Origin of the sequence: Acinetobacter sp. CIP 102529 (assembly GCF_000368325.1) — a bacterium.
Lineage (GTDB): Bacteria > Pseudomonadota > Gammaproteobacteria > Pseudomonadales > Moraxellaceae > Acinetobacter > Acinetobacter parvus.
Window position 1 is genome coordinate 83,953 of record NZ_KB849353.1, and the last position, 22,178, is coordinate 106,130.

Annotated in this window: 17 protein-coding genes and 5 tRNA genes; 21 read left to right on the forward strand and 1 reads right to left on the reverse strand. The window is 44.3% G+C overall.

From position 1 onward, the window contains the following. The 20 genes from gspD to F972_RS01410 all read left to right on the forward strand — a co-directional run bounded on the left by gspD (position 1) and on the right by F972_RS01410 (position 20,581). On the forward strand, positions 1-2,253 hold the full coding sequence (gene gspD / locus F972_RS01315) for a type II secretion system secretin GspD (RefSeq protein ID WP_004763687.1): 2,253 nt from the start codon (positions 1-3) through the stop codon (positions 2,251-2,253). Between the two features lie 64 nt (positions 2,254-2,317). After that, positions 2,318-2,941 (forward strand): FHA domain-containing protein, encoded by a 624-nt coding sequence (locus F972_RS01320; protein ID WP_004763689.1) that lies wholly within the window; start codon positions 2,318-2,320, stop codon positions 2,939-2,941. A 66-nt stretch (positions 2,942-3,007) separates the two neighbouring features. After that, positions 3,008-3,700: a phosphoglycolate phosphatase gene (locus F972_RS01325; RefSeq protein ID WP_004763690.1), complete on the forward strand. Its 693-nt coding sequence runs from the start codon at positions 3,008-3,010 to the stop codon at positions 3,698-3,700. Positions 3,701-3,781: 81 nt separating this feature from the next. Then, positions 3,782-5,275 (forward strand): anthranilate synthase component I, encoded by a 1,494-nt coding sequence (gene trpE / locus F972_RS01330; RefSeq protein WP_004763692.1) that lies wholly within the window; start codon positions 3,782-3,784, stop codon positions 5,273-5,275. A gap of 99 nt (positions 5,276-5,374) precedes the next feature. After that, positions 5,375-5,450: transfer RNA gene (locus F972_RS01335), tRNA-Thr, on the forward strand. Between the two features lie 52 nt (positions 5,451-5,502). Continuing rightward, a tRNA-Tyr gene (locus F972_RS01340) sits at positions 5,503-5,586 on the forward strand. Positions 5,587-5,619: 33 nt separating this feature from the next. Beyond that, positions 5,620-5,695, forward strand: a tRNA-Gly gene (locus tag F972_RS01345). An 11-nt stretch (positions 5,696-5,706) separates the two neighbouring features. Continuing rightward, positions 5,707-5,781, forward strand: a tRNA-Thr gene (locus tag F972_RS01350). A 164-nt stretch (positions 5,782-5,945) separates the two neighbouring features. After that, positions 5,946-7,136 carry an elongation factor Tu gene (tuf, locus tag F972_RS01355; protein WP_004680739.1) on the forward strand — a complete coding sequence of 397 codons (1,191 nt, stop codon included), beginning with the start codon at positions 5,946-5,948 and terminating at the stop codon, positions 7,134-7,136. Positions 7,137-7,190: 54 nt separating this feature from the next. Then, positions 7,191-7,266: transfer RNA gene (locus F972_RS01360), tRNA-Trp, on the forward strand. A 76-nt stretch (positions 7,267-7,342) separates the two neighbouring features. After that, on the forward strand, positions 7,343-7,780 hold the full coding sequence (secE, locus tag F972_RS01365) for a preprotein translocase subunit SecE (protein ID WP_004680738.1): 438 nt from the start codon (positions 7,343-7,345) through the stop codon (positions 7,778-7,780). A 7-nt stretch (positions 7,781-7,787) separates the two neighbouring features. After that, positions 7,788-8,321, forward strand: a complete 534-nt coding sequence (gene nusG, locus F972_RS01370; protein WP_004680737.1) for a transcription termination/antitermination protein NusG — start codon at positions 7,788-7,790, stop codon at positions 8,319-8,321. A gap of 112 nt (positions 8,322-8,433) precedes the next feature. Next, positions 8,434-8,862: a 50S ribosomal protein L11 gene (gene rplK, locus F972_RS01375; RefSeq protein ID WP_004637639.1), complete on the forward strand. Its 429-nt coding sequence runs from the start codon at positions 8,434-8,436 to the stop codon at positions 8,860-8,862. 3 nt (positions 8,863-8,865) lie between these two features. Beyond that, complete coding sequence (gene rplA / locus F972_RS01380) at positions 8,866-9,561, forward strand: 50S ribosomal protein L1 (protein WP_004674343.1); 696 nt, start codon at positions 8,866-8,868, stop codon at positions 9,559-9,561. A gap of 248 nt (positions 9,562-9,809) precedes the next feature. Next, positions 9,810-10,316, forward strand: coding sequence for a 50S ribosomal protein L10 (gene rplJ / locus F972_RS01385; protein ID WP_004659354.1), 507 nt, complete (start codon positions 9,810-9,812; stop codon positions 10,314-10,316). 48 nt (positions 10,317-10,364) lie between these two features. Further along, positions 10,365-10,730 carry a 50S ribosomal protein L7/L12 gene (gene rplL, locus F972_RS01390; protein WP_004659350.1) on the forward strand — a complete coding sequence of 122 codons (366 nt, stop codon included), beginning with the start codon at positions 10,365-10,367 and terminating at the stop codon, positions 10,728-10,730. Positions 10,731-11,038: 308 nt separating this feature from the next. Further along, positions 11,039-15,127 carry a DNA-directed RNA polymerase subunit beta gene (rpoB, locus tag F972_RS01395; RefSeq protein ID WP_004680736.1) on the forward strand — a complete coding sequence of 1,363 codons (4,089 nt, stop codon included), beginning with the start codon at positions 11,039-11,041 and terminating at the stop codon, positions 15,125-15,127. Between the two features lie 143 nt (positions 15,128-15,270). After that, the gene (rpoC, locus tag F972_RS01400; RefSeq protein WP_004680735.1) at positions 15,271-19,464 is read left to right on the forward strand and encodes a DNA-directed RNA polymerase subunit beta'; all 4,194 of its coding nucleotides are present in this window, start codon (positions 15,271-15,273) and stop codon (positions 19,462-19,464) included. A gap of 163 nt (positions 19,465-19,627) precedes the next feature. Next, positions 19,628-19,993 carry a hypothetical protein gene (locus F972_RS01405; protein WP_004680734.1) on the forward strand — a complete coding sequence of 122 codons (366 nt, stop codon included), beginning with the start codon at positions 19,628-19,630 and terminating at the stop codon, positions 19,991-19,993. A 228-nt stretch (positions 19,994-20,221) separates the two neighbouring features. Continuing rightward, the gene (locus F972_RS01410; protein ID WP_004680733.1) at positions 20,222-20,581 is read left to right on the forward strand and encodes a YMGG-like glycine zipper-containing protein; all 360 of its coding nucleotides are present in this window, start codon (positions 20,222-20,224) and stop codon (positions 20,579-20,581) included. 56 nt (positions 20,582-20,637) lie between these two features. On the opposite strand, the gene F972_RS01415 is transcribed toward F972_RS01410, so the two are convergent. Then, entirely contained in the window at positions 20,638-21,144 is a 507-nt protein-coding gene (locus F972_RS01415; RefSeq protein WP_010589263.1) for a DUF4442 domain-containing protein, read from the reverse strand. A gap of 90 nt (positions 21,145-21,234) precedes the next feature. On the opposite strand from F972_RS01415, the gene F972_RS01420 reads away from it, so the two are divergent. After that, complete coding sequence (locus F972_RS01420) at positions 21,235-22,107, forward strand: alpha/beta fold hydrolase (RefSeq protein ID WP_004763695.1); 873 nt, start codon at positions 21,235-21,237, stop codon at positions 22,105-22,107. The last annotated feature ends 71 nt before the right edge of the window (positions 22,108-22,178 follow it).

The following is a 22,178-nucleotide window of genomic DNA, read 5'->3' on the forward strand; positions in this document are numbered from 1 at the left end:
ATGGCTTTCTTGAATCATCAACGTCCACTTTGGGCACTACTTGCCGCCGCACCACTGGTTGCGACCATCAGTACTCAGGCGCAGGCACAAACATGGAAGATCAATCTACGTGATGCAGACTTAACTGCATTCATTAATGAAGTTGCTGATATTACAGGCAAGAATTTTGCAGTTGACCCACGTGTACGTGGCAATGTGACGGTGATTTCCAACAAGGCACTCAATAAAGATGAGGTCTACGACCTGTTTTTGGGCGTGCTGAATGTCAATGGGGTAGTGGCATTACCCTCTGGAAATACGATAAAACTTGTTCCTGACAGTAATGCGAAAAACTCAGGCATTCCTTATGATGCACGTAAGCGTGCAAGTGGAGATCAAATAGTCACTCGCGTTATTTGGTTGCAAAATACGAACCCAAATGATTTGATTCCTGCGTTAAGACCATTAATGCCACAATTTGCACATTTAGCTGCTGTGGCTGGCACCAATGCTTTGATTGTTTCAGATCGTGCGACGAATATTTATCAACTTGAAAATATTATCCGTAATTTGGATGGTACAGGTCAGAATGATATTGAAGCCATTACACTGCAATCGAGTCAGGCCGAGGAAATTATCGGTTTGCTGGAAACCATGAGCGCCACTGGAACATCTAAGGATTTTATTGGTGCGCGTGTACGTATCATTGCCGATAATCGAACCAACCGAATTCTGATCAAGGGTGATCCTGATTCACGTAAGCGTTTGCGCCGCACCATTGAAATGCTGGATGTACCATCGGCAGACCGTTTGGGTGGCTTGAAGGTATTCCGTTTAAAATATGCCAGTGCAAAAAATCTGGCTGAGATCCTGCAAGGATTGGTGACGGGACAGTCTGTTTCCTCATCATCCACCTCAAACAATAGCAATAAATCCAGCCCGACAACTAACTTAACTTCTGGTAGTCAGAGTGGGAGTTCTCCTGCTGGTGTCAACTCATCCATTAGCCTGAACAGTGGTTTTAATAACAGCCAGAATAATGTTGGCATCACCAGTTTTAATGGCAATGGTGTCAGTATTATTGCAGATGGCACTCAAAATGCCCTGGTGGTGAAGGCTGACCCACAACTGATGCGTGAAATTGAGGCAGCCATTCAACAGTTGGATATTCGCCGTCAGCAAGTGTTGATTGAGGCCGCGATTATTGAGGTGTCAGGAAATGATGCAGATCAATTGGGGATTCAATGGGCACTGGGTGATTTAAGCAGCGGTGTTGGTCTGATGAGTTTTAGTAATGTCGGGGCAAGTCTCGCATCAATTGCCGCAGGTTATGCCAGTGCTGGGGCAAGTGGTGCAGCCGCAGCCATTGCTGGAGATGCCAGCAAAGGCAATGGCGCTACATTCGGGGTAGGTAATTTTGAGAATTCACGCAAAGCTTATGGTGCGTTGATACAAGCCTTGAAAACCAATACCAAATCTAATTTCTTGTCCACTCCTTCGATTGTGACGATGGACAATGAAGAAGCCTATATTGTTGTGGGTCAGAACGTTCCGTTTGTCACGGGTTCGGTATCGACAGGAACGTCAGGTACGGTAAACCCTTATACCACTGTTGAGCGCAAGGATGTTGGTGTCACCTTAAAGGTGGTTCCGCATATTGGTGAAAATGGTACGGTTCGCCTTGAGGTTGAGCAGGAAGTTTCAGATGTTCAGAATAATAAAGGTCAGGCAACCGACCTTGTCACCAATAAGCGTGCCATTAAAACTGCGGTACTTGCCGAACATGGTCAGACGGTGGTGCTGGGTGGTCTGATTGCGGATAATACTGCATTGTCACGTCAGGGTGTTCCTGGACTGAGTGATATTCCTTATCTGGGGCGTTTATTCCGAGCTGACAGTAGAAGCAACGAAAAGCGCAACCTGCTGGTGTTTATCCATCCAACTATTGTAGGCGATGCCGATGATGTACGCCGTTTGTCGCAGCAACGCTATAACCAGCTTTACAGCTTACAGCTTGCGATGGACAACAATGGTAACTTTGCAAAACTGCCAGAAAATGTTGGGGATATTTACCAGCAACAACCTACGCTGAATAGCTCATCCTATCAAAAAGTTCCAACAGCGATACAAGGCAAGACAGTTGTGGTGACCACACCTGTTGCTGTTGATGCGCCACCTGTGCAGAGGCAAAGCATACAGCTTCCCGCTAAGGCGACTGAACGGAGCAAAAATACGGTGACAACAACAACCATCCGCCCTGCGTATTCACAGTAGATGCACAGAAGCGCTTGTGTCAAAATGTTATGATTGCAAGAAAATATGATAAGGATAGGCATCTATGACTTGGAAATTACAAGCCATTACAGGTGAATTTACAGGGCAGGAAATTAGTGTCGAACGTGACATGCTGGTGGGGCGGCATCAGGATGCTGAAATTTTGTTGCAGTCCACTGATATTTCACGAAAACATGCTGCATTACTGTTTAGAGATGACCATATTTGGGTAAAAGATTTAAACTCTACCAATGGAACATTTGTGAATGGTGAGCGTGTTGAGCAGGAACAGGAGATAGAATTGCATGATGGGGATATGCTCCAGTTTGCCAGTTTTATGTTTATGATTCTTGCTCCTGAGCGTTATAAGGCTCATTTACCTGAAATTGACGTTGAGCCAGTAACGACAGTACCGCATGATCAGGGAATGCCAAGCATTGCCGAGCGTGCCGCTGAAACACGTATTACACGTGATGGCATGCCACAACAGGTTTCCATCCCAAAACCTGCACCAATACCAGAAAATGTGCAAGTTGAGGCGGTTGCTGAGCCAAAGCCTATGCCTATGCAAGAGCCAGTCTCCCGTGTGGCTCAGGAAAAAGAGCAGCAGAAAAATGCTTCAGTTGGCCTGATTTCCATTATTATTTTAGTGATTTTGGCGGTGATTGCCTGGCTGTTCTTTAAATAATCAGTCTAAGCTTCTACAATCAAAGGCATGCTAGAAAGCATGCCTTTTTATTTCTGAGTAAATTCAATGTCTGTTGCACAGTTACAAAGTCGTCATCTTATTTTGTTTGATCTGGATGGAACACTGGTTGATTCCGCAGCCGATTTATATCGGGCCATGAACCTGAGTCTGGAAAAACTACAATTTCCTCTGGTGACAGAGGAACAAGTGCGTGCATGGGTGGGTAAGGGCGCGGCAAAACTATGTGAGACCGTACTTGAACATATATTTGGGCAGGTGAATACTGAGCAGCAAAAGCAATTGCTGGATACGTTTGTGGACATTTATGCTCAGGAGTTGTGTGTCAATACTCAGGTCTACACAGGTATCTTGCCTTTTCTGGACTATTGCCAGAGCCATAACATGGTGATGGCATGTGTCACCAATAAACCTGAACATTTGGCAAAAGGGATATTACAGATTCTTAAACTTGATCATTACTTTAAATTGGTCATTGGCGGTGATACCTTGCCTGAGCGCAAACCCCATCCATTGCCATTACTGCATTGTATGCAGCTGTGTCAGGTATCCGCGGCGGAAACCCTGATGATTGGGGACTCAAGTAATGATGTGGAAGCTGCAAGACGTGCAGGTATAGATTGTATTGTGGTCAGCTATGGCTATAATCATGGAGAAAATATCCATGACTGCCAGCCACAACAGGTGGTGGACAGTCTGGAAGAGTTAGTTGAGGAAGATCTGGTGAGGAGAAAGGCATGAAAGCTGTTATGGTTTTTCGATGGCGGGCTTGAAGCAGCATTAAACGAAAACGCACAAAAATCGAAACTATAGAGAAAATTCATGACCACCCTCGTACAATTTGAGCAACTCAAGGCCGCTGGCTATAATACCATTCCTGTATACCGTCAGCGACTGGCAGATACAGAAACACCACTCTCAGTTTTCGCACGTTTTAAAGAGCAAAAGCAGGCCTACTTATTTGAATCAGTGGAAGGTGGGGAGAACTGGGCGCGTTATTCAATGATCGGCTTGGGCGAGTCAACTGTCTTTTCATGCAATGCGGGTATCCTTACGGTTCAGCAGGCGGATGGTTCCGTATCCCAGCAAGACTGTAGCGATCCATTCCAGTATATTCGCGACTTCCAAAGCCAGTTCAAGGTTCCCACCCAAAAAGAATTGCCTGATCTACCTAGCTTTACAGGTGGACTGGTTGGATATTTGGGCTATGACGCTGTTCGTTATATCGAACCAAAACTAAAAAATGTTCCAGCAGCTGACCCTGTCACCTTGCCTGACTTGTGGTTGATGCTGTCCCAAACCGTGATTGTGTTTGACAACCTGAAAGATACGCTGTTCCTGATTCATCATGCCGATGCAAACCAGGCAGATGCCTATGTACAGGCACAGGCCAAGCTGGACCAGCTGGAGCAACTGCTTGCAATCCCTGTCAGCCTACAGGCCAAGCCGCATACACCACCGCATTTTGAATCCATCACAGGTAAGGCGAGGTTTCTTGAGACCATTGAAAAGGTCAAGGAATATATCCGCGCTGGTGATGTGATGCAGGTGGTGCCTGGACAGCGGATGGTGTCTGATTTTGATGGTGAGGCCTTGCAGGTTTACCGTGCATTGCGTCACCTCAACCCATCACCCTACCTGTTTTTGGTGCAAGGGCAAACCCTGACAGACCAGAAACCTTTTCATATTGTGGGTTCTTCGCCAGAGATTTTATCCCGTCTGGAAAATGGCATTGCAACTGTACGGCCTTTGGCGGGTACGCGACCACGGGGCAAGACCAAGGAGGAAGACCTGGCGTTGGAGCAGGACTTGCTGGCAGATGAAAAGGAGATTGCTGAGCATTTAATGCTGATTGATCTTGGGCGTAATGATGTGGGGCGTGTCTCCAAGATTGGCAAGGTGCAGGTGACTGATCAAATGGTGATTGAGCGCTATTCGCACGTCATGCATATTGTTTCCAATGTGCAGGGAGAGGTGCGTGATGATGTGGATGCGTTGGATGTCTTTAAGGCAACTTTCCCAGCGGGCACACTTTCAGGCGCACCAAAAATCCGTGCAATGGAGATCATTGACGAAGTTGAGCCTGTAAAACGTGGCGTATTTGGTGGGGCAGTCGGTTATCTGGGCTGGCATGGGGAGATGGATATGTCGATTGCGATCCGTACCTGTGTCATCCGCGATCAAAAGGTCTATGTACAGGCGGGGGCGGGACTGGTGGCGGACTCAAATCCTGAGTCTGAGTGGAATGAAACCCAGATAAAAGCTCGCGCAGTGATCAAAGCGGTTGAATTATCATCAAACGGATTGATTTTATGAGTTTTTCGCAGTTTTTCTAAAAAAACTGCTTGCATCATGTGTGAGTTTTGCTAAACTGCACACCGTTCCGATACGAAACGTATCAAACGCTAAGATAAAGCCGGCATAGCTCAGTTGGTAGAGCAACTGACTTGTAATCAGTAGGTCCACAGTTCGAATCCGTGTGCCGGCACCATCTTAAAGTTGATAGGTTGAATAAAGGATGGCACTGCAAGTAAGTGCGATATGGTGGGATTCCCGAGCGGCCAAAGGGGGCAGACTGTAACTCTGCTACGAAAGTTTCGAAGGTTCGAATCCTTCTCCCACCACCATTCGACTTCGATATAAGTGGTCAGTACCAACATGCGGGAGTAACTCAGTTGGTAGAGTGGCAGCCTTCCAAGCTGCATGTCGCGAGTTCGATCCTCGTCTCCCGCTCCATCGAAGAGATCGCTCTTATAGCTCAGTGGTAGAGCACTCCCTTGGTAAGGGAGAGGTCTCGAGTTCAAATCTCGATAAGAGCTCCAGATATACAGCTTAGTAGAGAATATCTACAAAATTTAAAGAAGCAGGCTATTATAGTCTGCTTTTCAAGTATTAGGTGTCTAGTTTTTTAGGCGAATGTCGATAAAGAAAGTTTTTCAGGGTTGTTTTTCTCTAAACTGGTGTCGACGTAAACGAGGAAAATCAAATGGCTAAGGCTAAGTTTGAACGTAATAAACCACACGTAAACGTGGGTACAATTGGTCACGTTGACCATGGTAAAACAACTTTAACTGCTGCGATTGCAACTATCTGTGCAAAAACTTACGGCGGTGAAGCGAAAGATTACTCACAAATCGACTCAGCTCCTGAAGAAAAAGCACGTGGTATTACCATTAATACATCACACGTAGAATACGATTCTCCAATCCGTCACTACGCTCACGTAGACTGCCCAGGCCACGCCGATTATGTTAAAAACATGATCACTGGTGCTGCTCAGATGGACGGCGCGATCCTTGTATGTGCTGCGACTGATGGTCCAATGCCACAAACTCGTGAACACATTCTTCTTTCTCGTCAGGTAGGTGTACCTTACATCATCGTATTCTTAAACAAGTGTGACCTTGTTGATGATGAAGAATTACTTGAATTAGTAGAAATGGAAGTTCGTGAACTTCTTTCTACTTATGACTTCCCAGGTGATGACACTCCAATCATCCGTGGTTCAGCGCTTCAAGCATTGAACGGCAATGATGGCGAATATGGTGAGAAATCAGTTCTTGCACTTGTAGAAGCGCTTGACTCTTACATTCCAGAACCAGAGCGTGCAATCGATAAAGCATTCTTGATGCCAATCGAAGATGTATTCTCTATCTCTGGTCGTGGTACAGTAGTAACTGGTCGTGTAGAAGCTGGTATCATCAAAGTTGGTGAGTCTGTTGAAATCGTTGGTATCCGTGATACTCAAACGACTACAGTTACTGGCGTTGAAATGTTCCGTAAACTTCTTGACGAAGGTCGTGCGGGTGAGAACTGTGGTGTTCTTCTACGTGGTACCAAGCGTGAAGACGTACAACGTGGTCAGGTACTTGCTAAACCAGGTACAATCAAGCCACACACCAAATTCGATGCGGAAGTATACGTACTTTCTAAAGAAGAGGGTGGTCGTCACACTCCATTCCTTAACGGTTACCGTCCACAGTTCTACTTCCGTACAACTGACGTAACTGGCGCGATCAAACTACAAGATGGCGTAGAAATGGTAATGCCTGGTGACAACGTAGAAATGTCAGTAGAGTTAATCCACCCGATCGCAATGGACCCAGGTCTACGTTTTGCAATCCGTGAAGGTGGTCGTACTGTAGGTGCTGGTGTTGTTGCGAAAGTAACTGCATAAGCTCCATACTGTGTTAGACTCAAATCGAAAGCTTCGGCTTTCGATTTGCTTAATAGGTCAGTAGTTCAATTGGTAGAGCGTCGGTCTCCAAAACCGAATGTTGGGGGTTCGAGTCCCTCCTGGCCTGCCACTTTTTTTAAATAAAAAAGCTTGATTCTGGCTAAGTTGTCATATAATAAGTCGCGAATTCAACGACGAGTAAAAAAATGTCGAATGATAAATCGCGTGACGCATTAAGCGACGCGCCAATCCCTCAAAGAAATAATGCAGAAGTTGTAAGTTCAAGTTCGCCATTGGATGCTGTCCTGTGGTTGGTTGCTATTGCTTTGCTAATCGGTTCTGCATTGGTAAATCAGCATTTACCTGCCTATTGGGCGCCTGCAAATGATATTTGGGTGCGCGTTGGGGTAATTTTGGCTTGTATCGTTGTCGCTTTAGGTTTATTATACGCCACCCATCAAGGTAAAGGCTTTGTGCGCTTGTTGCAAGATGCACGAATTGAACTGCGTCGAGTGACTTGGCCGACGAAACAAGAGACGATCACCACTTCGTGGCAGGTGCTCTTGGTAGTAATTATTGCATCTCTAGTGTTGTGGTGCTTTGATTATGGGTTAGGTTGGTTTATTAAGTTAATTATCGGGTAAGAGCGCCATGAAACGTTGGTATATTATTCATGCCTATTCAGGTTTTGAAAAACAAGTGATGCGTTCGCTTAATGAACGTATTCAACGTAGCACGGTAGCTGACAGCTTTGGTGAAGTCCTAGTTCCTACTGAAGAAGTAGTTGAAATGAAGGACGGTAAGAAACGTAAATCTGAACGTAAATTCTTTCCAGGCTATGTGTTAGTCGAAATGGAAATGAATGATGATACTTGGCACATTGTAAAAGAATGTCCAAAGGTTCTTGGTTTTATCGGCGGTACGCCAGAAAAACCAGCACCAATTTCTCAACGTGAAGCTGATGCGATTCTTGCTCGTGTACGTAATACTGGTGAAGCACCGCGTCCTAAGACGATGTTTGAACCAGGTGAAGAATTACTCGTTATTGATGGTCCGTTCACTGACTTTAAAGGAGTCGTGGAGGAAGTTCAGTACGAAAAGTCGCGTTTAACGTTGACGATTAATGTATTTAATCGACCAACGCAAGTTGAACTTGAGTTTCGACAAGTCGAAAAAACGATTTAATTTGAGTTGGTTGGTAAGCGCCCGATTTGATCGGGCATTGTTGTTCTAACACTTTGGTGTTGTTTAATTTTTTGGGGAGCCTGACGGCGTCTGTACCCAGAGGTAATTTTCAATGGCTAAGAAGATTGACGGCTATATCAAGCTGCAAGTTCCAGCTGGTAAAGCAAATCCATCTCCACCAATTGGTCCTGCTTTAGGTCAACGTGGTGTAAACATCATGGCATTCTGTAAAGAATTCAATGCTGCTACACAAAAACTTGAAGTTGGCTTGCCAATTCCTGTCGTGATCACTGTGTACAACGATAAATCGTTCACATTCATCATGAAAACTCCACCTGCATCTATTCTTCTTAAGAAAGCTGCTGGTATTCAAAAGGGTTCTTCTGTACCGAACAAAACTAAAGTTGGTAAGTTGACTCGTGCTCAATTGGAAGAAATTGCGACTACTAAAGAACCAGATTTAACTGGTGCTGATTTAGACGCTCGTGTGCGTACCATTGCTGGTTCTGCACGTTCTATGGGCTTGGAAGTGGAGCTATAAGACATGGCAAAGTTAACTAAACGTCAAAAAGCCATTGCTGCTGCTGTAGAGGCAAACAAAGTTTATACTTTGGAAGAAGCGGTACAAGTTCTTAACAGCCTTCCAGCTGCGAAGTTCAAAGAATCATTAGACATCTCTGTAAACCTTGGTGTTGATCCACGTAAATCTGATCAGGTTGTTCGTGGTGCGACGACTTTACCTGCAGGTACAGGTAAAACTGTACGTGTAGCAGTATTTGCTCAGGGTGCTGCTGCTGAAGCTGCAAAAGAAGCTGGTGCAGATGTTGTGGGATTTGATGACCTTGCTGAAAGCATTCAAGGTGGAAATCTTGATTTCGACGTAGTTATTGCTGCTCCTGATGCAATGCGCGTTGTTGGTAAGTTAGGTACAATTCTTGGTCCGCGTGGCTTAATGCCAAACCCTAAAGTGGGTACAGTGACTCCAGATGTTGCTAATGCAGTTAAAAATGCTAAATCTGGTCAGGCACGTTACCGTGTAGACAAGGGTGGTATCATCCACGCTGCAATCGGTCAACTTGGCTTTAGCGAAGAAGCTGTACGTCAAAACGTTGAAACTTTAATTGCAGATTTAAAACGTTTAAAACCTGCAACCTCTAAAGGTGTATACGTTAAGAAGATCACTTTAAGCTCGACTATGGGCCCAGGTCTTACTGTTGACGTAAACAACGTTTCTAAGTAATTAGACAGAATTTTAAAGCCTCGGTCTCTTTTGTTAAAAGAGGGTCCGAGCAAACTTTGAATTGATAAATGAAGGTTTATCAGCGTCAAAGACCTCAGGCGAGGCAGGTTTTAGGATTTGCTTCTTAAAATACCAGTCTGAGTAGACGCGGTGGTGTGATTTGTTACTCCTCCGCGTGTAAGTCGAAAGGCTTACGAATTGGGAGTGTGCCTGTATGGGTGCATAAATCACCGTTAGGAGGTTTTACAATGGCTCTTCTTATCGAAGACAAAAAACAGATCGTTGCTGAAGTAACTGAAGTTGCTTCTACAGCGTTCGCTGCCGTTGTTGCTGACTATCAGGGTTTAACGGTTGAGCAATTAACTGCTCTTCGTGTTGAAGCTCGTAAACTAGGTGTTGCTACACGTGTTGTACGTAATACTTTAGCTAAACGTGCTCTTCAAGATACGCAATTCTCTATCTTGAATGACAATCTGGTTGGTCCAACAATCTTAGCATTCTCAACTTCTGAAGACGATATGGGTGCAGCTGCACGCTTGTTCGAAGAATTTGCTAAAACTAACAAAGCATTTGAATTAAAAGCTGCTGCATTTGACGGCAAACTTTATCAAGGTGAAGAAGTTAGTATTATTGCAAACCTTCCGAACCACGAAAAAGCGCTTACTATGCTTGCCTCTGTTCTTCAAGCTCCTATTTCGAAATTGGGTCGTTTACTTACAGCGCTCCAAGAGAAAAACGAGTCAGAAGCTGCTTAAGCTTAAATCTACTTTCACACCATTCAATATCCATTTGGAGTTATTCTCATGGCTTTAACAAACGAACAAATCTTAGACGCAGTTGCTGAATTAAAAGTTATCGAACTTGTTGACTTAATCAAAGCATTTGAAGAGCGTTTCAATGTATCTGCTGCTGCTGTAGCTGTAGCTGCTGGTCCAGCTGCTGCTGCTGTTGAAGAGCAAACTGAATTCAACGTTGAGTTGACTTCTTTCGGTGCTAACAAAGTTGCTGTAATTAAAGCAGTTCGTGAAGCTACTGGCCTTGGTCTTAAAGAAGCTAAAGATCTTGTTGAAGGCGCTCCTGCAGTTCTTAAAGAAGGCGTTTCTAAAGAAGAAGGCGAAGAACTTAAGAAGAAGCTTGAAGAAGCTGGTGCTACAGTTACACTTAAGTAATGCTGTAGGGAGTCGATTTTTTCAAAATCGGCTCCAAAAAATGGCTGATGGCTCTTGGGTCATCAGCCTTTTTGCGTTACAATAATCGGCTCGTTTTTTGATAGTTTTACGTTCATTGTGCGTATTATTTAAACAAAATTTATGAAATCAAACGCTTACCAATATTTTTTTGCTTATAAAAATATTGTTAAGCGTTTTAATACCACTAAAATTGCAGCATTTGTAAACAGTGGTGGCCATATCGGCCTGCGTAATTCTTTCTAGACCCGTTCTGCAGGCGGGTTTAGTTTACTTTCCGAGGACTCCAGATGGCATACTCATATACCGAAAAGAAACGGATCCGTAAGAATTTTGGTAAATTGCCCCACGTAATGGAAGCACCGTACTTACTGTCGATTCAGGTCGATTCGTACCGTACATTCTTACAAGGCGGTAAAACTCCAAAAAATCGCGAAGATATCGGTCTCCAAGCCGCATTTCGTTCAGTTTTTCCTATTGAAAGTTATTCTGGCAATGCTGCTTTAGAATTTGTTGAGTATAGTCTTGGTAAGCCTGAGTTTGACGTACGTGAATGTATTTTACGTGGTTCAACTTATGCAGCACCAATGCGCGTAAAAATTCGTTTGATCATTAAAGATCGTGAAACGAAATCAATTAAAGACGTGCGTGAACAAGAAGTTTACATGGGTGAAATGCCACTCATGACCGATAACGGTACTTTCGTTATCAACGGTACTGAGCGTGTCATCGTATCTCAATTACACCGTTCACCAGGTGTATTCTTTGACCATGACAAGGGTAAAACCCACTCAAGTGGTAAAGTGTTGTATTCAGCACGTATTATTCCTTACCGTGGTTCATGGTTAGATTTTGAATTTGATGCTAAAGATTTAGTATTCGTACGTATTGACCGTCGTCGTAAGTTACTGGCAACGGTGATTCTACGTGCCTTGAATTACAGCAATGAACAAATCTTGAATTTGTTCTATGAAAAAGTACCTGTATATCTTGATATGGGTAGCTATCAAATTGATCTTGTTCCAGATCGCTTACGTGGTGAAATGGCACAATTTGATATCTTAGACAATGATGGTAAAGCGATCGTTGAACAAGGTAAACGTATTAACGCACGTCACGTACGTCAAATGGAAGCTGCGAACTTAGCCAAGCTTTCTGTACCTGATGAATATTTATATGAGCGTATTACAGCTGAAGATATCACACTGAAAAGTGGTGATGTGATTCCTGCGAATACCGTTCTTAGCCATGACATCATGGTGAAGATCGCTGAAAATGGTGTGAAGCAGTTTAACATCCTATTCACGAATGATATTGATCGTGGTTCGTTTGTTGCGGATACATTACGTGCAGATACAACAACAGGTCGTGAAGAAGCACTTGTTGAAATCTATAAAGTCATGCGTCCAGGCGAGCCGCCGACGAAAGAAGCTGCTGAAAACCTATTCAATAATTTGTTCTTCTCTTCTGAGCGTTATGACCTTTCTCCAGTGGGTCGTATGAAGTTCAACCGTCGTTTGGGGCGTCCATACGAAGTCGGTACTGACCAGAAGTCACGTGAAGTTGAAGGTATTCTGTCACACGACGATATTATTGATGTATTACGTACATTAGTAGAAATCCGTAACGGTAAAGGTGAAGTCGACGATATCGATCACTTAGGTAACCGTCGTGTACGTTCTGTGGGTGAAATGACAGAAAACCAATTCCGTGTTGGTCTAGTCCGTGTTGAACGTGCTGTGAAAGAGCGTTTAAGCCAAGCAGAAACTGATAACTTGTCTCCGCAAGATTTAATTAACGCCAAACCAGTTGCTGCGGCAATCAAAGAATTCTTTGGTTCAAGCCAATTGTCTCAGTTCATGGACCAAAATAACCCATTGTCTGAGATTACGCACAAACGTCGTGTATCTGCGCTTGGTCCTGGTGGTTTGACGCGTGAACGTGCAGGCTTTGAAGTACGTGACGTACATCAAACTCACTATGGTCGTGTTTGTCCAATTGAAACACCTGAAGGTCCAAACATTGGTTTGATCAACTCGCTTTCTGTCTATGCTAAAGCGAATGACTTCGGTTTCTTGGAAACACCATACCGTAAAGTTGTTGATGGTCGTGTGACTGATGAAGTTGAATACTTATCTGCAATTGAAGAAGTAGGCACTGTCATTGCACAAGCCGACTCAGCAGTGGATAAAGATGGCAACTTGACTGAAGAAATGGTTTCTGTCCGTCATCAAGGTGAATTTGTGCGTATGTCGCCTGAGCGCGTCACACATATGGATGTTTCTGCACAGCAGGTTGTTTCTGTTGCAGCATCATTGATTCCATTCCTTGAACACGATGATGCGAACCGTGCCTTGATGGGTTCGAACATGCAACGTCAGGCTGTTCCTACATTGCGTGCTGACAAGCCGCTTGTTGGTACAGGTATGGAAGCAAACGTAGCACGTGACTCAGGTGTGTGTGTAATCGCCAACCGCGGTGGTGCGATTGAATATGTTGATGCATCTCGTATCGTGATTCGTGTCAACGAAGATGAAATGATTGCGGGTGAAGCAGGTGTAGATATCTATAACCTGATCAAATATACACGATCAAACCAAAATACCTGTATTAACCAGAATGTCATCGTGAACCTGGGCGACAAAGTTGCTCGTGGTGATATTTTGGCTGACGGTCCATCGACTGACATGGGTGAACTTGCGCTGGGTCAAAACATGCGCGTCGCGTTCATGACATGGAACGGTTATAACTATGAAGACTCGATCTTACTTTCTGAGCGTGTGCTTCAAGAAGATCGTTTAACGTCGATTCACATTCAGGAATTGTCATGTGTCGCACGTGATACTAAGTTGGGCTCGGAAGAAATTACCGCTGATATTCCAAACGTTGGCGAAGCAGCTTTATCTAAGTTGGATGAGTCAGGTATTGTGTATATCGGTGCGGAAGTGACTGCGGGTGACATCCTTGTTGGTAAAGTCACGCCTAAAGGTGAAACTCAGTTAACACCTGAAGAAAAATTACTTCGTGCAATCTTTGGTGAAAAAGCGGCTGACGTAAAAGACTCGTCTTTACGTGTTCCATCGGGTACTAAAGGTACAGTGATTGACGTTCAAGTCTTCACACGTGATGGTTTGGAAAAAGATGAACGTGCGCAGGCAATTGAGAAAGCTCAGCTTGATGCATACCGTAAAGACTTGAAAGAAGAATACAAAATCTTCGAAGAAGCAGCACGTGAACGTATTGTTCGTTTGTTGAAAGGTCAAGAATCTAATGGTGGTGGTTCAACCAAACGCGGTGATAAACTTTCTGCAGAGGTATTGTCTGGTTTAGAGTTGGTTGATTTACTTGAAATCCAGCCAAATGATGAAGCAATTGCTGAGCGTTTAACTCAAATTCAAGTGTTCTTGAAAGAGAAGAGTTACGAGATTGACGAGAAGTTTGCTGAGAAGAAGCGTAAACTTTCTACAGGTGATGAATTAACAACTGGCGTATTGAAAGTTGTTAAGGTTTACCTGGCAGTTAAACGTCGTATCCAGCCTGGTGATAAGATGGCGGGTCGTCACGGTAACAAAGGTGTTGTATCAAACATCTTGCCAGTTGAAGACATGCCACATGATGCGAATGGTGTGCCAGTCGACATCGTATTGAACCCACTTGGTGTACCGTCACGTATGAACGTGGGTCAGATTCTTGAGACTCACTTGGGTATGGCGGCGAAAGGTCTTGGCGATAAGATCGAAAAAATGTTGAAAGAACAACGTACAGTGATTGAACTGCGTGAATTCTTAGACAAGATTTATAACAAGGTTGGTGGTGAGCAGGAAGAGCTTGATAGCTTGACTGACGCAGAAATCTTGGCGCTTTCAGGTAACTTACGTGCTGGTGTTCCATTAGCGACTCCTGTATTTGATGGTGCTGAAGAAAGCCAGATCAAAGACTTACTTGAATTGGCAGACATTTCTCGTACAGGTCAAACAGTATTGTTTGATGGTCGTACAGGTGAACAGTTTGACCGTCCTGTAACTGTAGGTTACATGTACATGCTGAAACTGAACCACTTGGTTGATGACAAGATGCATGCGCGTTCAACAGGTTCTTACTCACTTGTAACTCAACAACCGCTTGGTGGTAAAGCACAATTCGGTGGTCAGCGTTTCGGTGAGATGGAAGTCTGGGCACTTGAAGCATACGGTGCTGCATATACGCTCCAAGAAATGCTTACAGTGAAGTCGGATGACGTCGAAGGTCGTACACGCATCTATAAGAACATTGTAGATGGGAACCATTACATGGATCCGGGTATGCCTGAATCGTTCAACGTATTGACCAAAGAGATCCGTTCTTTAGGTATCAACATTGAACTGAAAAATGGTGACTAAATCCCCCTCGTTCCCCCTTTAAAAAAGGGGGGAAGTTCCCCTCTTTGAAAAGAGGGGCTAGGCGGAGATTCCATAATTTCAGTAAAAACAATATTTGTGACCCAGTCGGAAGAGCGTAGCTCCCCGACACACGGAGAAAAAAATTGAAAGACTTGCTCGATATCATGCGTAAGAAAACGGATTCAGAAGGTCATGCACCTGTTGAATTTGACCGTATCCGTATTGGTCTTGCGTCACCAGAGATGATTAAGTCATGGTCTCACGGTGAAGTTAAAAAGCCTGAAACCATTAACTACCGTACTTTTAAACCTGAACGTGATGGTTTGTTCTGTGCCAAAATTTTTGGTCCAGTCAAAGATTATGAATGCTTGTGTGGTAAATACAAGCGTATGAAATATAAAGGCGTCATTTGTGAAAAATGTGGCGTTGAAGTAACGACTGCTAAAGTTCGTCGTGAGCGTATGGGTCATATTGACCTTGCTTCTCCAGTTGCACACATCTGGTTCTTGAAATCATTACCGAGCCGTATCGGTTTACTTCTTGATATGACATTACGCGATATCGAGCGCGTATTGTATTTCGAATCTTATGTTGTTACTGATCCTGGTATGACACCGTTTGAAAAGTATCAACTTTTAAGTGACGAAGAATACTACAACGCACTTGAAGAACACGGTGATGAATTCACTGCGAAAATGGGTGCAGAAGCAATTCAAGATTTGCTTAAAGATATCGATTTAGATGCTGAAATCGCGCGTTTACGTGAAGAAATTCCACAAACGACCTCAGAAACTAAGCTGAAAAAATCGTCTAAGCGTTTGAAATTGATGGAAGCATTCAAAGATTCAAACAACAAGCCTGAATGGATGGTGATGAACGTACTTCCAGTACTTCCACCAGACTTACGTCCGCTTGTACCACTTGAAGGTGGTCGTTTTGCGACTTCAGACTTGAACGACCTTTACCGTCGTGTGATCAACCGTAATAACCGTTTGAAGCGTCTTCTTGACCTTGCAGCACCAGATATTATCGTACGTAATGAAAAACGTATGTTACAAGAGTCTGTTGATGCGTTGCTTGATAACGGTCGTCGTGGTCGTGCGATTACAGGTTCGAACAAACGTCCATTGAAATCTTTGGCTGATATGATCAAAGGTAAACAAGGTCGTTTCCGTCAAAACTTACTTGGTAAACGTGTTGACTATTCAGGCCGTTCGGTCATTACCGTAGGTCCTACTTTACGTCTGCACCAATGTGGTCTTCCGAAGAAGATGGCACTTGAACTGTTCAAGCCATTTATTTTCGCGAAACTACAAGCTTCTGGTCAAGCAACAACCATTAAAGCTGCGAAGAAAATGGTTGAGCGTGAAACGCCGGAAGTTTGGGACGTTCTTGCCTCTGTAATTCGTCAACATCCAGTGATGTTGAACCGTGCGCCAACACTTCACCGTCTAGGTCTTCAAGCATTTGAACCTATTCTGATTGAAGGTAAGGCAATCCGTCTTCACCCACTCGTTTGTGCAGCGTTTAACGCCGACTTCGATGGTGACCAAATGGCGGTACACGTTCCATTGACATTGGAAGCACAGTTAGAAGCACGTGCATTGATGATGTCAACCAACAACATCCTGTCACCTGCAAATGGTGAGCCGATCATTGTACCTTCTCAGGACGTGGTCTTGGGTCTTTACTACATCACCCGTGATGCGGTAAATGCCAAGGGTGAGGGCATGGTGTTTGCGGATACACATGAAGTGAACCGTGCCTTGGCGACAGGTAAAGTGAATATTCATGCGCGTGTGAAAGTACGTGTACATCAAACCGTGATTGATGAAAATGGTCAGCGTGAACAGCAAACCATTATTGTTGATACCACACCGGGTCGTTGCTTATTGTGGGAAGTGGTTCCACAAGGTTTGAGTTTTGACATGATCAACCTTGAGATGACCAAGAAAAACATCTCGAAGTTAATCAACTCTTGCTACCGTAAGCTTGGCTTGAAAGACACTGTTATCTTCGCTGACCAGTTGATGTATCTGGGCTTCCGTCAAGCGACGCGTTCAGGTGTGTCCGTCGGTATGGAAGACATGTTGATTCCACCAAACAAAGAAGCGATTATTGCTAAATCTGAAACTGAAGTTCGCGAAATTGAACAACAGTTTGAGCAAGGTTTCGTAACTGCGGGTGAGCGTTATAACAAAGTAGTCGATATTTGGGCACGTACCAACGACCAAGTTGCGAAAGCGATGATGGATAACTTGTCTTATACCCTTGTGAAAAACAAACAAGGTGAAGATGAGAAACAGAAATCATTCAACTCGATTTATATGATGTCTGACTCGGGTGCCCGTGGTAGTGCGGCGCAGATCCGTCAGCTTGCTGGTATGCGTGGTTTGATGGCGAAGCCAGATGGCTCGATCATTGAGACTCCGATTAAAGCGAACTTCCGTGAAGGTTTAACAGTACTCCAGTACTTTATTTCAACACACGGTGCACGTAAAGGTTTGGCCGATACTGCATTGAAAACTGCGAACTCGGGTTACCTGACCCGTCGTCTCGTAGACGTAGCACAAGATTTGGTGATTACTGAATCTGACTGTGGTACAGCTGGCGGCCTAGTAATGACACCATTCATTCAGGGTGGTGATGTCATCGAGCCATTACGTGACCGCGTATTGGGTCGTGTAACTGCTGAAGATGTACGTCGTGCATCTGATGATGAAGTTGTATTACCTCGTGGTACGTTAATTGACGAGAAAATCGCAGCTCAGCTTGAAGAAGCGGGTGTCGATGAAGTTAAAGTTCGTTCAGTTATTGCGTGTGAATCTACATTCGGCGTATGTGCGCGTTGTTATGGTCGTGATCTTGCACGTGGTCATTTGGTGAACCCAGGTGAATCTGTTGGTGTAATGGCTGCACAGTCAATTGGTGAGCCAGGTACACAGTTAACCATGCGTACGTTCCACGTGGGTGGTGCTGCGAGCCGAACTTCTGCTGCGAACAGTGTTCAAGTGCGTAACAAAGGTACTGTACGTTTCCACAACGTGAAAACTGTACAACATGCCAAAGGTCACTTGGTATCGGTTTCTCGTTCAGGTGAAATTGGTATTGCGGATGACTTGGGACGTGAGCGTGAGCGTTACAAACTTCCTTATGGTGCAAGCATCTTGTTGAAAGATGGTGAAGCTGTAGAAGCTGGCGGTATCGTAGCGACTTGGGATCCGCATACACATCCATTGGTAACAGAAGTTGCTGGTAAAGCACGTTTTAGCCAGATCGCTGATGGTGTAACTGCAACCTCTAAGACGGACGATGCAACAGGTATGACCACTGTTGAAATCTTGCCTGTAACAGCACGTCCTGCTTCTGGTAAAGATTTACGTCCTGCAATCGTGTTGGATACAACCGATGGCGGCGAACAGTTCTACTTCCTGCCACAAAATACAATTGTAACTGTCCGTGATGGAGAAACGATTGGTGTGGGTGACGTTATTGGTCGTGTACCACAGGAATCTTCTCGTACCCGTGATATTACAGGTGGTCTGCCACGCGTAGCTGACTTGTTCGAAGCACGTAAACCGAAAGAGCATGCGATTCTGGCAGAAGTGTCTGGTATCGTGAGCTTTGGTAAAGAGACCAAAGGTAAGAACCGTTTAGTGATTACACCAGATGATGGCTCGGAAATTTATGAAGAGCTGATTCCGAAATGGCGTACCATGAACGTGTTTGAAGGCGAGCATGTCAACCGTGGTGAAACGGTGTCTGATGGCCCACAAAACCCACATGACATCTTACGTTTGAAAGGTGAAGTGGCATTAACCAACTATATCGTGAACGAAGTTCAGGACGTTTACCGTCTGCAAGGTGTAAAAATCAACGATAAGCACATTGAAGTTGTTGTACGTCAAATGTTGCGTAAAGTTGATATCACTGATGGCGGTGATACAAGTTTCATTAAGGGCGAGCAAGTGGATTACATCCGCGTTGTTCAAGAGAACCAAGCTGTCTTGGCTCAGAACAAGTTCCCTGCGAAGTTTGAACGTCAATTGATGGGTATCACCAAAGCATCGCTTTCTACTGACTCATTCATTTCTGCTGCATCGTTCCAGGAAACAACACGCGTGTTAACTGAAGCTGCTGTAACAGGTAAAGAAGATGATTTACGTGGCTTAAAAGAAAACGTTGTTGTGGGTCGCTTGATCCCAGCGGGTACGGGTCTTGCGTACCACTTAGAGCGTCGTCGTCAAGAGGCTGAAGCTGCGGAGTTTGAACTTCATAACGATTTCAGTGAAGTTGACCAGGCATTTAGTCAAGCGTTGAACTCAGACCAGTTCTAAGTTCCAGCAAATCAAAAAAGGCACCTTGCGGTGCCTTTTTTGTGGAAAAAACAAGCAAATGTTACATAAACACATTACAGCATTAGCACTTGATTACTTAATCAAGGTAAATGCTTCATGAAAGCAGTCTATGCTACTTTCAATTGAGAGAGGAGAAGTTCTAATGAAAAAAATGATGATGATTGTGAGTGTTGGCCTAATGTCAACCACATTGTTTGTGGGTTGCCAAAATGTAAGTCCAGAAAATAAGCGTATTGGTTCGGCTGCCATTGGGGGTGGTGCAGGTGGTGCTGTCGGAAAAGGTCTAGGCGGTAATATTGGCGCTGGACTGGGTGCGGCGATTGGTGCGGGTGTTGCTGCCAATGCAAAAGGTGCAAATAGTAAAAACACCAGAAACAGTGCGATTGGTGCTGGTGTGGGTGCGGCTCTGGGTGGTGCAGTTCTGGGTGGAGAGGCTGGTGCTGCGGTAGGTGGCGCACTGGGCGGTAGTGCTGGCGCAGCTTATGGTGAGAAAAAAGGCAAATACTAAATACTAGAATTTAGAAGTACGCCAAGTATTGTTTAAAAATTAGGAAGAAGCCCTTGTCTAGGATAAGGGCTTCTTTTCGTCATTTAAAGCGTCAACTTAATGATGATAAAAATGGAAAGTCGTTACAAAACATTAATCGATTTGGACATTCTAATAACACAATCAGATCAAATTCCCCATAAAAGAAGATTATGCTTTTTATTAGAACCAACAGGAGTGAGTATAGTCATGAAAAAAACAATGGGTTTAGTTTCTACTTTGATGTTATCGGCGGTGATGTTTACAGGCTGCCAGAATATGAGTGCGTCTGACCAGCGTATTGGTGCGGCGGCACTGGGTGGTGCTGTTGGTGGTGGTGTAGGTAACCATGTCGGTGGTAGTCTTGGTGCAGGTGTCGGTGCGGCAGCGGGCGCAGGTGTCGGTGCAAACGCCAAGGGTGGCAGCAGCAACTCAACCACAAGTAGTGCAATTGGCGCAGGTATTGGTTCTGTGATTGGTAAATCAATCTTTGGTGGTGATTCTGGGGCTGCGATTGGTGGCGCAATCGGTGGTGGTGCTGGTGCAGCCATTCAGGAGAAGAAAAGATAATTTCTCAGATTCAAAAATGCCTGCAAAACCTTGCAGGCATTTTTATATGCGTAAAATTAAGCACTGGCTTTGGGCTTTTTCAGACGGATATACAGAACCTTTTCAACCTCTGCAATTCGTGTTCCCGCATCATCCACAACGTTCAATGTATAGTTTCGAAACACAGGTTCATGATTTTCAGCCAGTTGCTTAATTTCCGCAATTTCAGTGGCACTGAGCTGTATATCCGCATAGACGGTGCTGCGACCTGGTGACAGGAAATTAATCGAGGCACTTTTATCCCACACAATGTATTTATGGCCTAAATGGTGCATCAGGATCAGCATATAAAATGGATCAACCATTGAGTATAAACTTCCACCAAAATGTGTCCCAACAATGTTACGGTTTTTTCGGGTGAGCGGCATTTTGACACGGATGTGGTAATTGTCCATATCAATGGTTTCAATTGTGATTCCTGCACCACGGTAAGGTGAGTAGTGGTTGATCATAAATTTACAAACCACAGGAATGGTTCGAATTTTTTTGAAAATGTCTTTCATGGTCAATTTTTTTTCTTGCAACTCTATTCATAGTCCATAAGTATCATTTTTATTGTATCGGTGGCAATGGCTTTTTTATGACCATGCCGACTGAAAAAATGGGAAAGAATTATGCAAGCACAAGTAAAAACCGTCACCACTTCTGATCAGCAAACACTTTGTGTCAAGACATGGGGTGATGAGAAAAACACACCATTGGTGCTGGTACATGGCTATCCAGACAATCAGGAAGTATGGGAACCGATTATTGAGAAGTTGGTAAATGACTATTTTGTCGTGACCTACGATGTTCGTGGTGCAGGGTTATCTTCCATTCCTAAACGCATCAAGCATTATCGTTTGCCACGTTTGTCACTGGATTTGCAGGAAGTGGTTGATCAGGTTCTGCCAAACCGTAATTTCCATATGGCAGCGCATGACTGGGGTTCTATACAGTCGTGGGAATCGGCAACTGAGCCAAAATTAAAGGGTCGCTTATTATCCTATACTACCATTTCGGGACCTTGCCTGGATCACGCCTCTCTGTATCTACGTGAGAAATTTAAGTCCGCTCCAAGCAATGTCTTGAAGATGCTGACTAAATCATGGTACATCGGCGCATTCCATTTACCATTGCTTGCACCAACAGCATGGACATTCTTTAGTCCAGAGAAATGGGGCAAGATTTTAAGTGGTCTGGAGAAAAAACAGGATCTACCATTAAATGCCAATATTGTGGCGGATGGTAAATATGGAATCAATCTGTACCGTGCCAACTTTATTCCATCCCTGACCCAGCCACGCCAGCGTTATGCACAGTGTCCTGTGCAGGCAATTGTATTGAAGCGGGATGCTTTCGTAAGCCCTGAATACATTACGGAATCCATGCCAAAATGGGTTGAGGAATTTGAATATGTTGAGCTGGATGCGTATCACTGGGCGGTACTGAGTCAGCCAGAAAAAATTGCCGATTATATTCGCCAATTTATCGTGAAAAATGCATAAATAAAAATCAACTGACGGCAATCGCGGAATTTAAACTCTGGTAGAATGGCGCCCTCGTTTCATTTAGTTCA